Annotated in this window: 17 protein-coding genes; 11 read left to right on the top strand and 6 right to left on the bottom strand. The window is 67.5% G+C overall.

What is annotated here, in order from left to right; genetic code table 11:
- Positions 1–167: 167 nt before the first annotated feature.
- Positions 168–338, bottom strand: coding sequence for a hypothetical protein (locus RLT59_RS17220; protein WP_311304221.1), 171 nt, complete (start codon positions 336–338; stop codon positions 168–170).
- On the opposite strand from RLT59_RS17220, the gene RLT59_RS17215 reads away from it, so the two are divergent.
- The 3 genes from RLT59_RS17215 to RLT59_RS17205 all read left to right on the top strand — a co-directional run bounded on the left by RLT59_RS17215 (position 264) and on the right by RLT59_RS17205 (position 3502).
- Complete coding sequence (locus tag RLT59_RS17215) at positions 264–950, top strand: DUF2637 domain-containing protein (protein WP_311307754.1); 687 nt, start codon at positions 264–266, stop codon at positions 948–950. The genes RLT59_RS17220 and RLT59_RS17215 overlap by 75 nt on opposite strands.
- 445 nt (positions 951–1395) lie before the next feature.
- Complete coding sequence (locus tag RLT59_RS17210; RefSeq protein ID WP_311304220.1) at positions 1396–1797, top strand: plasmid mobilization protein; 402 nt, start codon at positions 1396–1398, stop codon at positions 1795–1797.
- Positions 1798–1801: 4 nt separating this feature from the next.
- Positions 1802–3502 (top strand): mobilization protein, encoded by a 1701-nt coding sequence (locus RLT59_RS17205; RefSeq protein ID WP_311304219.1) that lies wholly within the window; start codon positions 1802–1804, stop codon positions 3500–3502.
- Here RLT59_RS17205 and RLT59_RS17200 read toward each other — a convergent pair whose 3' ends face one another.
- Entirely contained in the window at positions 3503–4060 is a 558-nt protein-coding gene (locus RLT59_RS17200; protein ID WP_311304218.1) for a flavoprotein, read from the bottom strand.
- Positions 4057–5328: a helix-turn-helix domain-containing protein gene (locus RLT59_RS17195; RefSeq protein ID WP_311304217.1), complete on the bottom strand. Its 1272-nt coding sequence runs from the start codon at positions 5326–5328 to the stop codon at positions 4057–4059. Before RLT59_RS17195 ends, RLT59_RS17200 begins: the two co-directional genes overlap by 4 nt.
- 175 nt (positions 5329–5503) lie before the next feature.
- Here RLT59_RS17195 and RLT59_RS17190 point away from each other — a divergent pair, with 175 nt between their 5' ends.
- The 7 genes from RLT59_RS17190 (at position 5504) to RLT59_RS17160 (ending at position 11823) form a co-directional block, all read left to right on the top strand.
- Positions 5504–5938 carry an ATP-binding protein gene (locus RLT59_RS17190; protein WP_311304216.1) on the top strand — a complete coding sequence of 145 codons (435 nt, stop codon included), beginning with the start codon at positions 5504–5506 and terminating at the stop codon, positions 5936–5938.
- A gap of 39 nt (positions 5939–5977) precedes the next feature.
- Positions 5978–7261 carry a carboxyvinyltransferase gene (locus RLT59_RS17185; protein ID WP_311307753.1) on the top strand — a complete coding sequence of 428 codons (1284 nt, stop codon included), beginning with the start codon at positions 5978–5980 and terminating at the stop codon, positions 7259–7261.
- Positions 7258–8490 (top strand): metallophosphoesterase, encoded by a 1233-nt coding sequence (locus tag RLT59_RS17180; protein WP_311304215.1) that lies wholly within the window; start codon positions 7258–7260, stop codon positions 8488–8490. The genes RLT59_RS17185 and RLT59_RS17180 overlap by 4 nt, the downstream gene beginning before the upstream one ends.
- Positions 8490–9029, top strand: a complete 540-nt coding sequence (gene dcd / locus RLT59_RS17175; RefSeq protein WP_311304214.1) for a dCTP deaminase — start codon at positions 8490–8492, stop codon at positions 9027–9029. The genes RLT59_RS17180 and dcd overlap by 1 nt, the downstream gene beginning before the upstream one ends.
- Positions 9026–9562, top strand: a complete 537-nt coding sequence (locus RLT59_RS17170) for a dCTP deaminase (RefSeq protein ID WP_311304213.1) — start codon at positions 9026–9028, stop codon at positions 9560–9562. The genes dcd and RLT59_RS17170 overlap by 4 nt, the downstream gene beginning before the upstream one ends.
- A complete protein-coding gene (locus tag RLT59_RS17165) occupies positions 9559–10680 on the top strand; it encodes a glycosyltransferase family 4 protein (RefSeq protein ID WP_311304212.1) in 1122 nt (373 codons plus the stop codon). Before RLT59_RS17170 ends, RLT59_RS17165 begins: the two co-directional genes overlap by 4 nt.
- A 99-nt stretch (positions 10681–10779) precedes the next feature.
- Positions 10780–11823, top strand: coding sequence for a serine hydrolase domain-containing protein (locus tag RLT59_RS17160; RefSeq protein ID WP_311304211.1), 1044 nt, complete (start codon positions 10780–10782; stop codon positions 11821–11823).
- 816 nt (positions 11824–12639) lie between these two features.
- On the opposite strand, the gene RLT59_RS17155 is transcribed toward RLT59_RS17160, so the two are convergent.
- Both RLT59_RS17155 and RLT59_RS17150 read right to left on the bottom strand, forming a co-directional pair.
- Positions 12640–14694, bottom strand: a complete 2055-nt coding sequence (locus tag RLT59_RS17155) for a hypothetical protein (RefSeq protein WP_311304210.1) — start codon at positions 14692–14694, stop codon at positions 12640–12642.
- A 101-nt stretch (positions 14695–14795) separates the two neighbouring features.
- Complete coding sequence (locus RLT59_RS17150) at positions 14796–16601, bottom strand: AAA family ATPase (protein ID WP_311304209.1); 1806 nt, start codon at positions 16599–16601, stop codon at positions 14796–14798.
- Between the two features lie 282 nt (positions 16602–16883).
- Between RLT59_RS17150 and RLT59_RS17145 the strand changes: the two genes are divergently transcribed.
- On the top strand, positions 16884–18152 hold the full coding sequence (locus RLT59_RS17145; RefSeq protein ID WP_311304208.1) for a DNA-methyltransferase: 1269 nt from the start codon (positions 16884–16886) through the stop codon (positions 18150–18152).
- A gap of 135 nt (positions 18153–18287) precedes the next feature.
- On the opposite strand, the gene RLT59_RS17140 is transcribed toward RLT59_RS17145, so the two are convergent.
- A complete protein-coding gene (locus RLT59_RS17140) occupies positions 18288–18563 on the bottom strand; it encodes a hypothetical protein (RefSeq protein WP_311304207.1) in 276 nt (91 codons plus the stop codon).
- Positions 18564–18866: the final 303 nt, after the last annotated feature.

The raw sequence follows: 18866 nt of genomic DNA, 5'->3' as shown, positions 1-18866 counted from the left end.
GAACCGCCTTCGGCGTACTGCGACAGAGCTGAAGACGGCCGGCGGCACCACCGAGACGGACAGCCGGAGCCGCTGCCGTACCGCCCTGACCTGCACTTGCAACGGCCAAGACGCCAAAGACGCACCACACCACCACACCAGGAGCACTCGCTTGCCCACCCCCCCTCTCACCCCCGCACCACCAGCCGGTCAACCGAACGACCGAAGGACAGCCCGCAGCGCCCCATGGCGCTGCCGAGCGCTACGCGCTCTTCGCGGCCGGCATCGTCATCGTCGCCCTGACCGCCGGAGCGTTCTGTCTCTCCTACACGCACCTGGCCGATGTCGCCGGGCAGCATGGCCTGGGAGGTTCACCGGTCCGGCGCTGGGCGTGGCCCGCCACCCTGGACGCCTTCATCGTCGCGGGTGAGCTGCTCATGCTCCGCGCAGGGCTGCGCCAAGTCACCGACCGATGGGCCATCGCCGTGACCGCCATCGGATCTGTCGGCTCCATCGCCCTGAACGTTGCCGGGGTCAGCGGCACACGCGAAACCGGTGACGTCCCTTTTCTCGACTACGTGGTGGCCGCGGTTCCACCGGCAGCCGCGATGGTGGCCTTCGCCGTACTGATGCGGCAGATCCACCAACTCGTGGACCAGCACCCGCTCGCAGGTTCCGGGCAAGTGCTGAGGGCATCGGTCACCACCCCCTCCGGGCCGCCCGAATATCAGCGGAGCCAGCGGAACCCGGCACGCTCACCGAGCCACCGGCCGCCGTGCCCGATGGGTCTCCGCAACCTCCTGCGGAGGTTGCGGAGACCAAGGCCCGGGGTGGCCGTCCGCCCGGCGCCCCGCTCGGGGATCTCGTGGAGATCGGCAGGGCTGCCTGTGCTGAGCAGGGAAAACTCACCCGAGCCACTGTCCGGAAGGCAGTTGAGGACAAGGGCCTTCCGATTTCCAGCGAGCGGCTGACCGAGGTGACAAACGTCCTCCGGAACGAACTCACAGCCTCCGCCGAAAGCGGTCCAGCCAGCGGCTGACCAGGAACCCGCCGGGTGACCGGAACCCGTTCCGGTCACTACTGGCTCATCACACTCATGGACGGGTCCGTGTGACCGCTCGCAGCTCACGGGCCCTCCCGCGCGCCCGCCCCACCCCCTCGTCTGGAGAACCGTTCATGACGCACGATCCACACCACCCCAAGGAACAGATACCGCTGACGAAGTCGCCTGTGCTGACGGAACGCGTACGGCAGGCATTCGGACGGGCTGCTTCAGACGGAGCAAGTTGTCGGGTAAGGAGTCCTTACCCGGCCTCCGCCCCAGGGGAGGCGGAGGCATCCGGCGCCGAGGCGGCACCGGAGTCGGCCGGCCCGGGGGAGCAGGCCGGGACAGGGGGCACCAAGCCATCGTCGAGCGTGCCGCAGCAGCCAGCGCCGCGTCGCCGTCTGCGTGACAAGCAGTTGCGCGAGCGCCGCGTCCACCCCCGCTACAACGACCACGAGTTCGCCCTCGTCAAGAACGCCGCTGCCCTGAGCGGCATGGCGACCGGTGGCTACGTGGCCGAGTGCTCGCTCGCCGCCTCCCGCGCCAGCGACCCCACCGCCGCTGTTGCTGACTACCGCGCCATGGTGAAGACGCTCATGGCCGCCAACGGACAGCTCGGCAAGATCGGCAGCAACCTCAACCAGCTCACCCATCACCTCAACAAGGACGGCGCCTGGCCCCACCCCGCCACCGTCCAAAGGCTCCTGGCCCGTATCGAGGCGTCCATCGACGAACTGGACACCGCCATCGCCCAGGTCACCGAGGCCCGGTGAGCCGGTGATACCCAAGATCATTCTCGGCGCGGGCCCGAAAGCCACGCAACGCACCATCGCCTACCTCTTCGGCAAGGGACGGGCCAACGAGCACACCGACCCACACCTGGTGGCCTCCTGGAACGGCTTCGCCCCAGACCCCGGCCGCAGCCCCCACCGCAACCCGAAGGATGTGGAGGCCCAGCTCGTCGCACAACTAGATCAGCCCGTGAAGATGCTGGGCGACAAGGCCCCCAGGGACACCGTGTGGCACTGCCCCGTCCGCGCCGCACCCGAAGACCCGATCCTCAGCGACGGGCAGTGGGCGGACATCGCCCGCCGGATGGTAGCCGCCGCCGGCATAGCCCCCCAAGGTGACGAGGAAGCCTGCCGCTGGGTGGCCGTCCGCCACGCCGACGACCACATCCACATCGCCGCCACCCTCGTACGCCACGACGGCCGAAGGCCCGAGCGCGACTACGACCAGCGCGCAGTCCAGCGTGAGGCCCGCTCGATCGAGGCCGACTACGGGCTCCGGCGGTTGAAGCCGGGCGACGGCACCGGCGCCGAGCACCACACCAGCAAGGAGCACTTCAAGGCCAAGCGCCTGGGCCAGGGCGCCGCCGCCCGTGACATCCTGCGTCTGCGGGTACGCCGCGCGGTTGCCGCCGCGTCCGACGAGGCCGAGTTCTTCGCACTGCTGGAGAGCACAGGAGTGGCTGTGCGCTTCAAGCGCGGCCCCTCCGGTGATGCGCTCGGCTGCAACTTCGCCCTGCCCCACGACACCAACGACAAGGGCGAGCCAGTCTTCTACGCGGGCTCCACGCTCGCCCCCGACCTGTCACTGCCCAAGATCCGCAAGAGCCTCGCCACCACCAGCCCCGAACCGGTCACCGTCCGGCCGGGCAACCCATGGCACCAAGCCACCGCCGCCGCGGAACGCATCCCCCACCACCTCACCCACGGCGACGACCAGACCGCACAAGGCCAACTCGTCCTACTCGGCGCAACGCTGGATCTACTGCCGATCAACGCACCGACCGCGGCGAAGGCCGAACTGGAACGAGCCGCTGCCGCCTTCGAGCGCGCCACCCGCTCCCGCATCGCGGCCGACCTCGCCAGCACCCACGCTCTGCGGCGCGGAATCCAAACGATCTGGCGAGACCGGCCCTCGGACGGCGACGGGTCCGGAATCGCCATGCTGCTGGACACCGTGCTCACGGCAGTAGTGCTCGCCATGCACTGGCACCGCACCCACCAGCACGCCCAGCAGGAAGCGGCAGCAGAACAGGCTCTCGTACACCTTCAGGTCGCGTACGCCCAGATCGCCGAGCCGGTCCTGACCGGCCTCGCGCAACGCGCCCCCAGCCCCCAGATGAAGCACCGCTACGCCCACCACCTCCAGCAGGCCGTGCCGGAGCACGCCGCGCGCATCCTCGACGACCCCGCCTGGGACGCCCTCACCGCCGTGCTCGCCGAAGCCGAGGCTGCCGGACACAACGCGACGACCGTGCTCGTTCAGGCCCTCGGCCAGCGCACCCTGGACGATGCCCACAGCCCCGCCCGCGCGCTGACCTGGCGCATCCGCCGCCTCGGCGACCGTCACGCTCCTAGTCCCCGCGCCCAGGCGGCCAGGGCACGCAGCACCACACAACGCGCCGCTGCTCCCGTCCACCCGGTAGCAGCCCCTCCGCCGCCGCAGGCACAGCCAGCACGGCGGCGCTGATCAGGCCGGTGCGGACAGCTTGGGAGTAAGCAGTTCCAGCGCCTCTTCCCAGCGGTAGTGGTCCGCGCCACCGCCGGCCTTCGGCTTGTGTGGCGCGTACGAACCGATCAGGACGCTCATGTCGCGCAGCCGCTCCAGGCTCTGGCTGTATGCGGGATGGGCGGCCTGTGCCGAGTTCAGGTAGGGCATGACGGCAGTGGGGATGCCGAAGCCGTACGCCTCGCACAGGATGCCCAGCGCCAGGGTGTCCGAGATCCCGGCAGCCCATTTGTTGATCGTGTTGAAGGTGGCCGGTGCCACCGCGATGGCGTCGGCGGGCGGCAGCGGCCGCGGGTCGCCGGGCGAGCGCCAGGCGGAGCGGATCGGGTAGCCGGTCTGTGCCTCGACTGCCTCGGCGTCTATGAATCCGAGGCCCTGCGGGGTGGCGACGACACCCACCTCCCAGTTTGCCTCCTGGGCCGCGGTGATCAGGATGCCGACGTCGCCGGCGATGCCGGAGGCGCACACGACGACGTACAGGAAGGGCTTCTTGGCCTGCCGGTCCGGCTGATCACTCACGCGGGGACTCCCAGTTGACGGCTGAAACGGTGCAGTTCCGGCAGCGTACGACGGCGGTCGCGGGCGGCCATGTCGGCCACCAGCTCACGGACGGCCGGGCGACGGATGTCCTGGGCCGCGCAGCTCTCTGCGATGCGAAGGGCCTGGTACCCGTCCGCGAGGCGGCCCTGCTGGCTGTAGGCGCGGCCGGCCTCGATCCACAGGGCAGCACGACGCTCGGGGACGGGAATGTGGCGGCGCATGAGAGGCCGGGCGGTGTCCAGAGCGACGCCGGCGTCGCCGAAGGCCACCGCCGCGCTGAGTCCGTGCAGGGCGACATTCGTCGGGCTGAAGTTGGCCCAGGCGTCGGGGCTGTCGAGTGCCACGTAGCGGGCGACCTCCTTCGCCTCAGTGAGGAAGTCCCGGGTGGCGGAGCGGTCACCGCCGCTGCTGGCGGCGGTGACCCCGCGCAGAAGCAGCAGCCCGAGTGCCGCGAGGTACTTCGGGGAGCGCTGATCGTACGAGCCCGTGAGCTGGTCGGCGGTGTGCCGGACTAGGGCGACGGCCTGAGCGGTGTGGCTGTCACGGGCCAGAGCGTGGGCGTGAACGCGGACGCTGGAGGCGAGGACGACAGGATCGCCGGAGCGTTCGGCCTCGGACATGGCGCGTCCGACCGCGAGCCAGGCATTGCCCTGGTCGCTCTGCTTGAGCAGCAGGCTCGCCGAGGTCTGGTACGCCGTGGCGAGGAGCCCGGACAGGTCGCTCGATCCGGGACTATCGCTGATGGCCTGCCGTAACTGCCCGATCAGGACGGGCAGCGCGCCTTCCAGCTTTGTGTAATCGCAGGTGCAGAAGAGGCGTCGAACACCTGCGACGTGGTCTCGCATGCTCTGGAGATCCGGCACCGGTTCGTCACTCACACGGGCTGATATAGGCAGCAGGGACTGGACCAGGTCCTGATGGGCGGTGCCGGGGAGGGTAGGGGCCGCGAGCGCGGCGATGCCGGCGGCGAGAACGGTACGGCGGTGCATGTCCTCTGTCTCGGGTTCGGAGTCGTTGATGTCCGAGGTGGCGGCGAGGCCGAGGCGGTGGGGCGGAATCGCCAGCACGCGCGAGACCTCGCGCAGCATGCGGATGTCGTCCGTGCCCCTGCCGCCTTCCAGGCGGCTCACCTTGGACTGGTGATAGCCCAGGGAGGAGGCGACTTCCCTCTGCGAACGCCGCTGTAATACGCGGGCCTGACGGATCACTTCACCGATCCGTCTCGCTTCGCTGTGCTCTTCGGCCATCTGTGCCACGGCTCCTCCCGCCGTCGCCGATCCTGCCTTCCCAACCGAGCGTAAGGGACTGGCAGTGCACTGTGATGCAGCTCCTGCATAGACGATGCAGCACCCGCACACGCCCTGGTCCGAGAGGCCCGTCCGGCGGTTACGTGGAGTGGCCGAACCGATCAGGAGGCCGCTCATGGAAGCGCACCACATCCGGATTCCCGTCCCCGGCACCCCTGCCGGCGCCGCGTCGGCGCGCCGGCAGATCGCCGAGGAGATACGGGAATGGGGCGCCGCTCTCGGACCTGCACTCCTGGACGCGGCTGTGCTGGTGGCCTCGGAGCTGATCACCAACGCGGTACGGCACGCACACAAAGGACCGATCACAGCCGGCGCCTACCTCAGCGACGAGACGCTGCGGATCGCGGTGATCGATACCAGCTTCGACATCCCGGAAGTCGGCCTGGCGGATACGGAAGAGGAAGACGGACGCGGCCTGTTCCTCGTCGCCGCACTCGCCGACCGCCACGGATTCGACCCGCTGCCTTCCGGCAAGCGCTGCTGGGCCGAATTCGAGTTCAGCACCCCACTTCCAACCGTCGCCACACACGTGCCCCAGATGAGGAGCTGACTGTTGCCAGCCGTACGCATTCCCCCAGTCGCCGCAGAAGTGGTCGCCGTGCGCCCGAGCGTTCCGCTCGCCGGGGCCGTGACCGTAGACGGGTCGAAGAACGCGGCCCTGCCCCTGCTGGCCGCCGCCGCAGCCATGCACCGCCCGGTGCACCTGAGCAACGTCCCGGCCAACACGGATGTCGGAACAATGCTCACCCTCCTCCAGCAGACCGGCTGGCACGCGGCCCGCCCGGTCAGCGATCCACACACCACGGTGATCCTGCCGAGCGACAAACAACGCCCGGATCCCGATCCCGAGATTGCTGCGCGCATCAGGGCCTCGTACTACCTGGTCCCGGCACTTCTCGGCGCCTATGGGCGGGCCCGGTTGCCGTGGCCGGGCGGCTGCGCCATCGGGGAACGCGGGATGGAGCAGCACTTCAAGGTGTACGAACGGTTCGGAGACCGCTCGACCGTCGACGACCGCGGCTACCTCGTGGAAGCAGCCACAGGCGGACGCGGGACGGTGTCGATCATGCTCCCCTTCCGGTCCCGCGGAGCGAGCATCGCCGCTGTCCTACGTACGGTCGTCGCCGGACGGCCGCTGCGACTGGGCCAACCGAACCTGTCACCCGAAGTGCTCAGCGTCGTAGAGGCGTTGAGGATCTCCGGGTGGGAGTGCCGGGTCAGCGAGGCCGTCCTCACCCTTCAGCCGCCTCGATCCGTTTCCGGCGAGGAGATCGCGTGGCGGGTGCCCGGCGACAAGATCGAAGCAGGCACCCTGGCCTGCGCAGTCGCGGTAACCGGCGGCAACGCGCACATCCTCGGCGTACGCCGCGACGACATCACCCCCCTGATCACCGCGCTGCGCTGGCTCGGCATTCCCGCCGACGCCGAGGACGGCACCCTCATCGTGCAGGCCCAGGACGCTCAGCCCACCGGCCGACCACTGCGAGCCATTGCCTCCCTGGCCCCCGGCGGCCTGGACGCGGACTTCGAGCCCGCGCTGCTGGCCCTGGCCCTCACCCTGCCCGGCACCCACCTGTTCGCCGACGACATCAACCCCGGCCGCCACCGCAACCTGCTGCCCCAGCTCGCCCGCCTCGGAGCCACGATCGACGAGCTCTCACCCACACAGTGCCGCTTCACCGGGCCACAGCAACTCACCGGTGCCGGAGTGGAGACCACCGACATCCGCACGGGCTCCGCCCTGCTCATCGCCGGCCTCACCGCTCACGGCGTGACCACCCTCGGCGGCCTCGAACAGCTCCGGCGCGGCCACGCCGACCTGCCCGTCAAGCTGCACGCCCTCGGAGCCGACATCTGCGAGGTGATCCCGTGAACCGGCAACTGCGGCAAATCATCGCGACGACCGACGTCCACTCCGCCTTCGACTCGGCCGCTCCGATGCTCGCCCACCTCCACGCTGCGAGGCCCGACAGCCTGATCGTGGACTGCGGAGACTTCTTCGAGGGGAGCGGCTACTACCACCTCGGCGAGGGACGCATCGAGCGCCAAGCCCTCACCACCCTGTACGACCTGCTCGCGCCCGGAAACCACGGGTGGCCGCACTACTTCGAGCCGCGGCTGCGCCGGATGACGGTGTGCGCGAACACGACCGATGACTGCGGCACGCCGCTCTTCGACCGTGTACGTATCCAGGACATCGGTGGACGACGGGTCGCTTTCACTGCGGTGATGGGCCCGCAGGCGTTCAACGCCATCCCTGCCGACCAGCGCGCCGGCCACCGCATCAGCAACCCGGCACGGGCGCTGCACGAAGTGATGCAGGAGAACCACCACCGCGCTGACGCGTGGATGGTGCTGTCCCACTCCGGCTTCGATGAGGACCTGAAGCTGGCCGCAGCCTGCCCGCGCGCCGATGTCATCTTCGCCGGGCACTGCCACAGCGACAGCTTCGGCCCCGTGCACGTCGGCGACACCCTCGTGGTCAAGGGCTGCGAACTCGGTGTCGGATACGCCGCCGCCGAGCCTGTCGGCAGCGGCTGGGGCGCCCGCATCGGGTCCTTCCCCGACGTCCATTCCGTTCCTCACGAACTCACCTCGCTGATGGAGAAGATCTCAGCCATCGGACTGCGACTGAGAAGCCCCATCGGCGCTGTGGACGAGCGCCTCCGCAATGCGCCCTTCGATCGCCGCAGACTGCTCGAAGAGATCGCAGGCCGACTGCACTCCGGCCTCGGCGCTGACGCGGTCATCCTCAACGAGACCGCCCTACGTCCCGTGCCACTCGGCGCCACGCTGACCCTCGGCGACCTGCTGGCCATCGAGCCCTTCGGTAACCAGCTCGTGCACGCCTTCCTCCCCGAGCAGCACGTCCAAGGCCACGGCAAGCTGCTCGACCACCTCACCGAACTCGTCGGCCCCCTGGTCGTCGCCCCTGCGCCTCTTCCCCCGGCGATCCGAACCGTGCTGACAACCGACTACCTGGCCGACAGCTACCTCGGCGGGCGAACTCATCAAGCAGGCTTACGCCTTCGACAAGCCGTAAGCCATGTCCTGACCACCTCGCTTCCCAGCTCCGCCGACTCCCAAGAAGGAGGCCAGTGATGATCCTCACCGGACCTGAGATCAAGGCTGCCGTGGCCAACGGGCGCTTACGGATCACTCCTTTCACCCCGGAGCAGACGAACCCCAACAGCTACAACGTCTGCCTCGGTCCGACCTTGCTGACGTATGCCGCCAAGGTGGTCGACGCCCATCAGACGAATCCCACGCGCTCGATCCTGATCGGCGATGACGGATACGTCCTGCAGCCCGGCGAGCTGTACCTCGGCCACACCGTTGAGGAGGTCGGCTCGGACATCTTCGTCCCCCTGCTCTTCGGCCGCTCCTCAGTCGGACGCCTCGGCCTGTTCGTCGAGATCACCGCACCGATCGGCGACATCGGCTTCCACGGACAGTGGACCTTGATGCTCTCGCCCATCCGCCCGCTACGGGTGTACGCGGGCATGAAGATCGGGCAGATCATGTTCTTCGTCTCCACCGGTGACGTCGACCTGTACCGCGGCAAGTACCAGGGAGCCGACGGCCCCCAGCCCTCCCGCTACTGGCAGGACGCTGGACGCATCCAGGCAGTGGCCTCGTGATTCTCACGGGGCCGGCCATCGTCGCTGCCGTCAGCACGGGAGAGATCACCATCTCCCCCTACGAGCCCGCGCGGATCTCACCCAACGCCTACGACTGGCGGCTGGGCGACACGATCCGCATCTGCGACGGCGACCTGGACGCCGCCTCCCGCACCACCTTCACCGAACACCCCATCCCCACCTCCGGCCTGGTCCTGAAACCCGGAGTGCTCTACCTCGGCATCACTCTGGAGAAGACCGGCTCGGAAACGTACGCACAGCTACTCAACGGAAACCGCACCATCGGCGCGCTGGGCATCTGGGTCCACGTCTCCGCCCCGCTCGGCCACCAAGGCCACGCAATCCGCTGGACCTTGGAGATCCGTGTCGCCAGGCCCGCCCGCGTCTACCCGGGGATGACCTTCGGCAAGCTCGTCTTCCTCACCACCGTCGGCAGCCCGTCCAGTTACCAACAACAACGCGCCAAGTACGCGACGACGAACGGCATCGACATCTCCCGCCTGTACGAAGAGATCCCCCAAGGAGCTTTGTGAATTCCGTCGTTCGCCCAACCGCGGGCCCTCTGGCAGCTACCTTCCTCGACCTTCCAGCCGGCAGCCCCGGCGGCAGCGTCGAACTTTTCCTCGATCTCTATACCGGCGACGACCCCCTCATTCCGGCGCGCGCCTTCATGCTGGCACCCCCGGGCCCCAGGCCCCGCCTCCCATCGGGCCTCGACCTGCTTGCCGTGTCCGGGAAGTGTCTGGAAGGTGCCGGCTTCAGTCGCTACGTCGCAGCCCTGCGCCGGGCCCTGGTGGCAGCGATCGATCCAGCGCAGATCGGCGTTCTGCACTTGCACCATCTCGCGTTCGGCGCCACCCCCGCGCTACTCCGGGCCCTGCCGGCACACCCGAGGATCGCGATGGTTCACGGCACCGACCTGCTGTTTGCCGAGGCCCACCGCGACCAGCTCCAGGTGCTGCGCGAGACAGCGAGGGCCGCTGACGCAATCGTGGTCTCCACCGGTGCCATGGCCGATCACTTGCTCAAGCTCGCCCCGCAAACAGACCGCCGCAAGGTCGTCCACATCCCGTGGGGCATCCCCGACCATCTGCTCACTGACCCACCGGCCCGGCCCGCCCGCACGTCAACCAGCCATCTGCGAGTCCTGTACGCAGGACGGCTGACATCCGAGAAGGGCGTCGAGCACCTCATCACCGGCCTGGCGCCCATTCCCGGCGTCGAGCTGAGCGTCGCCGCCCCCAGAGCCCAGTTCCGCGCCTTCACCCCGCTGCTCCAGCGGGCCGGCGTGCGGGCCCGCTACCTCGGCTGGCTCCGCCGTCCACAGCTGTGGAAAGCCTTCACCGAACACGACGTACTGGTCCTGCCGTCCACCACCCTGGAGGCCATGGGCCTCGTCGCGCTGGAGGCCCAAGCCTGCGGCCTGCCTGTCCTGTACCAGCCCGTGCCCGGCCTCACCCAGGTCCTCGCAGGGTCCGGAGTGGCCACCGACTTCACGCAGTCCACCGCACTCGTCCGCGACCTGAACCGACTACGGACCGCACCGGGGCTGCTGCCCGCTCTCCGACAGGCGGGCTACGCGAACGCCACTCGCTACCCACTCTCGACGACCGCACAAGCCCTGACGGACCTGGGCCGCCGGCTCACATGAACGTCGCACAGCAGACGATCCCGCCACGCCGATCGCCCACTGGACCCGCTCACGTCACTACGCTGACTCGGCGGGATGCACACGGCGAACAGGGAGACCATGACGTACCGCACCGACAGCATCGAACAGCTCCTGAGTGAAGGCGTCCGCGACAAGGTCTACCCAGGCGCCGTATGGGCCGTCGGTGACGCTGCCGGCATCCACGCCTCCGGCTCCGCCGGAGTGCTCGACCCCGACGACCCCGGTACGCCGATGCGGCCCGACACCATTTTCGATGCCGCCAGCCTGACGAAAATCCTCGCGGTGTGGGCCTCGATCGGAGCCCTCTGGGAGGAAGGCAAACTCGATCTCGACATCCCACTCGGCACCTTCTGGTCCGAAGTCGACGGCCACCCGCTCGGGGGCGTAACCGCCCGACAGCTGCTGACGCATACCGCCGGTGTCCCGCTACGAGCACAACTCAAGAACCTCTACGGCACGGACCCACAAGACGTTCGTGACGGAGTCCTCCACGAAGCCCTGCACCGTCCCCCCGGCGAGGCCGTCGAGTACACCGATCGAGCCGCCCTCATCCTCGGCTACCTTGCCGAGCATCTGGCCGGCCAACGCCTCGACGAGGTCGCGACTCAGCGGACCTGGCAGCCACTGGGCATGAATACGACCTGCTTCGGGCCGCTGCCCACCGAGACCGCCTCACGATGCGCCCCGACCGAACTCGACCCGGAGACCGATACCCACCTCAAGGGCATTGCCCACGACTTCTCCGCACGGCTCCTGGGTGGAGTGTGCGGAATCGCCGGCGCCTTCACCGTCATGGACGATCTCGGAGCATTCCTGCGCTACATGCTTAACCCCACCAACGCACCCAGCCGGGCGGGGTTCGGTGCCGCCTGGACCGCGGAATCGCTGACCTTCCAGACCGGTGAGCTGCAGCCGGTACGCGGCCTGTTCTGGCACCCCGCGCCCGGTACTGCGGCGGCCGGTCACGTCTGGGTCCACTACGGGTTCACAGGCACCGGCATGTGGATCTCACCCAGTCAGCAACGTTGGGCAGTGCTCCTGACCAACAAGCTCTACTACACCCGCGACCGTCAGCCCTTGGCGGACTTCCGGAACGCCTTCCGTGGGCTTGCCTTCGGCTGAGACGCTGGCTGCGTACGGAGACTGAGCGGGCTCATGCCGCACGGCGCGTGCAGAGTGGGGGGATGGGCTTCCGAGCAGACCGACCCAGCCCGTCAAAGTACCCAGGCAGGTCGCCACTCGATCGTGTTTTGGACACGCCTCAGCGCCTCGGCCGGGAGTGACTCTCCCCACACGAAGAGAATCCAGCGCCAGGGGCCGTCATCTCATTGCTGGGCTATCACGATCAGATCCGGATCGTCCTCTGGATGCCAAGCAGCGCCGGGCCAGCCGGAGTCGAACGGTGGCTCTTCGCGAGGTTGCCGAACAAGGACCGCCTCCCGATCTACATGATCGCGGTGCGGCAGCAAGTCCGCTGCCACCATGCTTGCATCGGAGCCACCATCCCTGTGATTGACCTCTTGGAGAGACCATGGCCACCATCCCGGAGTCGGCAGCAAGAGCTCTTCTCCGGCGTAGCGTTCGTTCCTCCGCCGAAACGTCTCACCTGCCAACCGATCGGGCGGCGTCGAATTCGAGCACTCATCTAGCCCTTGGGTCTGATACGCCTTCCTCTTTCGGGGAAGGGCGGGGGCACAGCGGACACGGTGGAGGAAGCTCGGGCGGCTGGAGTGCCGGTAGATGTGGTAGGGCCGGATGGAGCATCACGACTGGGATGACCCCGGATACGCCGAAGTGCCCCCGTCACCGACCGCCACTCCGAATGACGAAGTTCCCCGCCCGGCCGAACTGCTAAACGCCTGTGCTGAGCCCCTGAACAGGCACCAAACCGATAGCCGGGGACCGGCCAGGAAGTGCCGGCAGGACTCTGCTGGCACTTCATCCGCTCAGGGGAGGGCGCTCTGTACCGTCCTCTTCGCCGCCGCCCGTGTAGGGCGGGGGAGCGACCGCGTCGATTACTCGCGCCAGGATCCTGTCCTCACTGACCGCGATCTGCCACAGTCTGGACCAGGTCTGCTGCGTCAGCACATGGCGGTGGGCGGCCGGGTTGCGGAAGTTCTGACTGATCCGGCGTAGCGGCTGGACGAGGTCGCGCACGGCATCTTTGTCTATACCGGCGGCGTTCAGATGGGCGAGGACCGCTAGGTGCTTCGGCTGCGGATTACTGATGCCGTTGAGACTGTCTTCGATGATGCGGATCACATTGCCGAGTGTTGCTCTTCCGCAGTCCTCGTGGAGTGCGGTGTCGTGTGAGGTAGCGGGGGTGATCACGCAGTCGTGCAAGACGCTCTCGATGCTGGCGCACACCCCGATTACAGGGCCGGAGTAGTCGTCCACCATGCCCTGTCGCGCGTCGGAACCTGCGAGTAGGGAAAATCCGATGTGTTCGGCGGTGGCAAGCATGGCTTGGGTTTGTCCGCCGAGGGTTTGCCAGCGCGTGTCACCGAGCGCCATGCGAACGCGGTGGCGCGACTGATTGAGGAGCTGGGGCGGGATCGTGGCCGCGCAAGCTTGTAGCTCGGCCTGCTTCGCGCGGTAGAAGCGCTCACCCTCGTCGTTGGTGGGCTGCTCGTTTGCGTACTGGTCCAGGCGAGGGATGTCGAGCATGCCGAGGACGGTGGTCACCAGCGGAGCCAGCGCTATGTGGCTTGCGTCGGGTGCTGCGGGGTTGAGCCGGACCGCGTACAACTTGCCGTCGCCGGAGGCATCAGAGCCGTGGTCAGCGCCACCCCCCTCGGGGCTAAAGGCGCGGTAGATATAACCGGTCAGGTCCTCTGTGTCGGTGGTCTGGAACAGGATTGCGCCGAGCGGGCTGCTGGAAAGGCCGAAGTTGTCTAGGTAGCCCAGGACCTTGTACAGCTCCTCGGCTGGAGGCCCGCCGCGCTGGCGCAGCTTCGGATCGATCACCGCGAACCGCTCGGAGGCCGGTTCATCGGGGCGTACCGCTCGGATGACCATGTCGGGGACTCCTCCGAGCGATGTGCCGTCGTCGCGGCGCCAGCGTGCCCGGCGCCCTGGGGCCACGCGGGGCAAAGACCGCTGGAAGTACAGCTCGATCGAGCCCGCGTATTGGTGCCAGGTATACGCGGGGCGGTCGATACGCCAGCCCGGGTCGAGGTCTGGCACGGGTACTACGAGCTGCCGAGAGATTCCCACGGCCAGCATCCGCAGGCACCACAATTCGAACAAGCGGGTGTCGAACCGATCGTCGTAGAAATCCCACTCCAGGTCTCCGGAGTCGACGACGGGTTCGCCGGCCAGGACGCGTTCCACCCAGTCGACCAGCTCGGCATAGGGTGCGGTGTTGGCGATCTCACGGCGGTGCAGCCGCCGCTTCACCGAAGCGAGCAGGTCGCGTTCGGCCCGGCGGTGGCGCACCTGGGCCGCCGCGGGGGCGCATGCTATCAGCCAGGGCAGCCGTAGGACGCGTTCCAATGCCTGCCGTTCCTCCTGGTAGCGGCGGTGTTCGGGGCCGGTCGAGGGGATTCGGATCGCCGCCACGCATGTGTGCAGCTCGCGCAGAATCCAGCGGGCGGCGTACGCAGCGAGGACGTTCTCGGGGGTGTGCTCGGTGCGCCGCACTGTGAGCACTGGGTAGGTCGGTACGTCCGTGACGGCGCCAAGCCGCATGAGGTAGCGGCTCACGTCCAGTTGCCCGGTGACATGGCCAGTGCTCTCTTCGGGCCGCAGCTCGTAGCGGAAAGTCGCTCGGCTGGCGATCCGCTCGAGGATCAGCCTTATTCGCCGGGCGGCGGCGAGCCCGGCTCGTAGCCGCAGGGCATCCAGCAGGGCGTCCGGCGCCCCTTCCTCGGCGCGACCGCTTCGGTCGCCATGGCCGAGTGCCGCCTGGGGAGTCAGAGGCTGAAGCCCCGTGGCGAAGTACCGGCCGACAACCGAAAGTGCCATCGCGATGGCAGCCCGCCGTGCTGCCACGCTCAGGGCACCGCCCCTGGTCGCGGTCTCCGTACGGAGCTCCTCGCCTGTAGCCCTGTCGAGCCAGCCGGCACCATCGCCGCCGGGAGCTGCGAGGGCATTCACGGCATGTGATGGGGGTCGGCCAAGTGACGCAGTGCTCGAGCCGTGGCGGTGAAGCCCTGGACCTCGAAGAGCTCGGCGAACGCCTGCCATTCGTTGCCTACGCCCGCCATCTGTGGCACAACGCGGTCAGCCACGGCCTCATCGATCGCGGTCGCCAGGTCCGCGTTCGGGTTGCTTGCCCACTGGAGCAGCATCAGTCGCATGACGTCCACGACCTGGGCGGTGCCTACCGGCCATCCCGGTCCAGCATCGGGCTGGCGCAGACCATCGACGATGATCTGCAAGCGCTTCAGCTCCGCGTCGCACGCCTGTTCTGCCTCATTCAGCGAGCCGAGGGGCAGGGCTTGGCCGTACGTAGCGTGCAGCCAGCGATGTGCTGACGCGAGTGCCTGGAGCAGCTCATTGGTGATTGCCTGCTCGACGCTCGCGCGCTCCGTGGGCACTCCTACGGTGACGAACTGAAAGCGCCTGGTCAGGCCCTGCGAGATCTGGTTGATGAACGATGTGTCTAGATCGTTCATAGTGGCGATGATCCGGAAGCGGGCCGGGATCCACAGCTTCCGCCGACTTGGCGCGGACTCGAACCAGAGGTCCAATGGCGTCGCCTGCAGGTGTCGGGCGTCACAGGAGGACAACACGGTGAACAAGGAGCCGATCGCTTTATCAATGTCGGCGCGGTTGAATTCGTCGATGAACAGCCACGCGGCCTGGTAACCAGACAGAGAATCGTCGCCTGCCCCTCCTTCTGCCTCTTCCCACCCGTCTTGCTGGACGATGCGGGCGCAGTGCAGGGCGGCGCGAGTTACCTGGCCGTGGGAGGCAGTCAGACCCCCATCGATGGCCGTGCGGAAGCCGCCGACGACGTGGTACGGGGACCACTCGCTGGTGGCGGTGGTCTCGACCAGGTCCACCTCGAAGGCGTCCGCGAGCAGCCGCGCCAGCGTGGTCTTGCCGGTGCCGGGTGGTCCCTGGAGTATGAGGTTGCCGACGAGGAGGGCGTTCACGCAGCGCCGTACGAGGCCCTCGGCATCGGGCAGCACCATGTGCTCATTCGCAAGGCTTTCCAGCACCTGACGCGTCAGGGCGTTGATGTCCACGTCGCGCAGGGAGTGGTGACATACGTCCTGTGTCCAGCCAAGCCCTTCGTCGTCCTGCGGTTCGGCTGCGGACTCCTCCTGGGGCGCGGACTCCTCCTCGGACGTGGACTCCTGCTCCGGCTCCCACAACGCTTCTTGCTCCTGCGCCGGCTCCTCGGCGGGACGGCTGGGGGCTGGGGGCCGAAGCGCGGACCTCTCGATCAGTTCGGGGCTCCACTCCGGCTCGCCCAGGACCGGGCAGCGCAGGGCCCAGTCCGAGGTGATCCGCGCGAACTCGTCGGCGCTCAGGCCGATCTTCTGACGGGCCACTTCGTGCAACTGTTCGCGGGTCGGCATGGTGGACCAGCTGTAGTTGCGGGTGAGGAAGACAGCCAGCGCGTCGCGGCCAGGGAGTGGCGCGTCACCAATCCCTTCCAGGAGGACGTCGATGGCGTCCTCCCGCAGCCCATGCTTGAAGTGCTCCTCTGTGAAAAGAACCCTCTGCGTTCCCTTGCGGGTGCCGGTGTTCCAGACTGTGGACCGGCCAGAGTCAGTGATCTTCAGCCAGCGGCTGGCGGTGCCAGGACCTACGAATGGGTTGATGCGGCCGTGTTCCCTGTTGTCGGGTAGCAAGACGAAGAGGTCGTTCACGGCCTGGTTGACGCCGCTGATGGTGTTTGGGTAATCCGCTGCTTTGACCCAGCAAGCGGCCAGGAAGGTAGACATCCAGTTCGACCTGTGCTTATTGTCCCCGGCGTGTTCGGCGAGCTGGAGCAGCGCATGTTCCAACGCCTCTTGCGAACAACGCTGCATCTGTGCCCCCTACCTGGCCGCGGTGCTGCGGCGGTCGATCAGTGCTCGAGCAGGCCCCTACACCCCCCTGATCATGGAAGGCGTTGCGCGGCATCGACACAGACTAGCGGGATCGCCGCGGCCGGATCATGGCTAGACCGCTCCTTGCGATAGGATTCGACCGTCGATACCACAAATGTGACGGAGAGGAATACCGTGGCTACCGCCTCAAGCTCTCGGCTGCCTGACATCAAGCCGAGGACTCCCGTAGCCACGCTGGATCGCTCTGCCTGGGCTGGCCGTTCCGAAAAGTTCTCCGTCAAATCGGTCGCGCCGACCGTCGGTATGTCCCCGGTTTTCATCCGACGCGTTGTGGAACACGGCGGCGAGCTGTCGGTGGACGATGTCCTGTTGCTACTGGATCAGGACGCATTCAACGAGACCTTCGTTCCCCGCAGCATGGTCCTGCCCTACCTTGCCTCCGCCGCCCCCCCGCCGGAAACAGTGGAGATCGAGCCGGAGAAGTACGAGCTCCTCGAAGGCAGTGTGCTGGACCGCCTGCACTATCTGCCTGCCAAGTCCGTTCAGTGCGTGGTGACGTCATCCCCGTACTGGGGGGTGCGAGTCTACGAGGATGCAACCAGCGTCCTCTGGGCTGATGGTGAAGAGTGTGTCTATGGCCACGAGCAAACCCCTGAAGGCTTCATTCGTCACACCGTGCAAATTCTGCACCAGCTTCACTCTAGGGTGAGCGCGGACGGTTCGGTTTGGTGGAACTTGGGTGATACTTACAACACCCGCACCCAGATCCGTAGTAACGCCGCCGAAACGCTCAAGGCGATGCAAGGTAAAGACGGGCGGTCCTGGGGTGACTACGATTGTCGCCGGTACAGCGCTGGGCACTCCTATCTTAAGGATGGAGAACAGTGCATGATCCCGTCTCAGGTAGCTGAGCGGGCCAGCCGGATCGGCTACTTCGTCAAGAGCGTCATCAGCTGGGCCAAGACGAGCAGCACCCCCGAACCACAGAATTCGCGTGTCAGCCGAGGGCTGGAGTACGTCCTGCACCTGTCGACGACCCGTACCCCGAAGTTCAACAAGCTGGCCTACCGCACCACGGGGACGGCGCTTGGCGGCCGAAACGTCGGTTGGGAGTCCGACAAGCTGTCAGACGTCTGGGTCCTACCCACGTCCAGTGGCCGGGGCGGGCACGGCGCCCAGTTCCCCACGGCTTTGCCCGGTCGCTGCATTGCTTTGAGTACCGACGTCAACGACTTGGTCCTCGACCCGTTCGTTGGTAGCGGTAGCTCCGGTGTTGCGGCACGTGCGCTTGGTCGAAGGTTCGTGGGTATTGACGTGTCTCCCCGCTACCTGGCCACGGCGGAAGAAGCCATCGCGGCAGTGCCCGACAGTGGATTCACGGCTGCTGCTAACCCAGTGTCGGCGGCGATTCCCCAGCCCCTCCCGATGACTGGTATTGCGTAACGCCCCACGCGCCCTGAGATTGACCGTTAGCCGCTCCTTGGCTAAGGGGCCCGAAACTAATCACCATGGTTTCCTTCGTAGAGGGAATGGCTTCGGCGGACGATCTGAGCGCCGAACTGCCATCCTGCCGCGCGGTCATGGGGTTTCGTGCGTCGGGTCGCGCATGTGACGTCTCAGCGTCACCGCAGAGGCAGGTACTACGTGAGCTGGTTGGATCAGGATTTGCCAGAGGCGTCCTTGCCGTTCGGATACCTTCTTATCGCCTTGCGTGACGATCACTAGCTGGCCGACCTCCAGCTCGGCGCGCAGCGCGGCGATGGTGGCCGGACCCTTCCCGGGGAGGGGCGCCTGCTCGAATCTGGAGTCGTCGAGTGTGTGCATGTTGCCCGAGCCCTTGACCTCGATTGTCACCTCGCGCCTAGCCCCTCCTCCGCGGCGGCACCCTCGGAGTCCTTCGATTTCTCGAACCGTTGGACGGTGTGGTTCTTCTCCTTACCGCCGTCCAGCATCGTCCGCAGGGCGTAAGAGAACACTCCCTAGCCGGGGCATCCGGTCTCCGGCCGCCCCCCGCAGGCGAGGCGTTGGAGAGAGCGAATGCGTGACCGCCCCGCATCGCGGGCAGCGGTCGGGCTTGTTGATGTCGCATCGAACCTGCTGGTCAGCAGGCCGGGGTGCGTGAGCGATGCGTGAGCGGACGGAACGGCACACTCAGTT

It is taken from the genome of Streptomyces sp. ITFR-6 (assembly GCF_031844725.1).
In the GTDB taxonomy this organism is placed as follows: Bacteria; Actinomycetota; Actinomycetes; order Streptomycetales; family Streptomycetaceae; genus Streptomyces.
This window is presented reverse-complemented; position numbering and strand designations above follow the sequence as displayed.

What these genes read in the sequence shown, in the direction of transcription:
- RLT59_RS17160 (WP_311304211.1), top strand. Translation starts at nt 10,780, where the DNA reads ATGACGTACCGCACCGACAGCATCGAACAGCTCCTGAGTGAAGGCGTC.
- RLT59_RS17150 (WP_311304209.1), bottom strand. Translation starts at nt 16,601, where the DNA reads ATGTCTACCTTCCTGGCCGCTTGCTGGGTCAAAGCAGCGGATTACCCA.
- RLT59_RS17190 (WP_311304216.1), top strand. Translation starts at nt 5,504, where the DNA reads ATGGAAGCGCACCACATCCGGATTCCCGTCCCCGGCACCCCTGCCGGC.
- dcd (WP_311304214.1), top strand. Translation starts at nt 8,490, where the DNA reads ATGATCCTCACCGGACCTGAGATCAAGGCTGCCGTGGCCAACGGGCGC.
- RLT59_RS17195 (WP_311304217.1), bottom strand. Translation starts at nt 5,328, where the DNA reads ATGGCCGAAGAGCACAGCGAAGCGAGACGGATCGGTGAAGTGATCCGT.
- RLT59_RS17220 (WP_311304221.1), bottom strand. Translation starts at nt 338, where the DNA reads ATGCTGCCCGGCGACATCGGCCAGGTGCGTGTAGGAGAGACAGAACGC.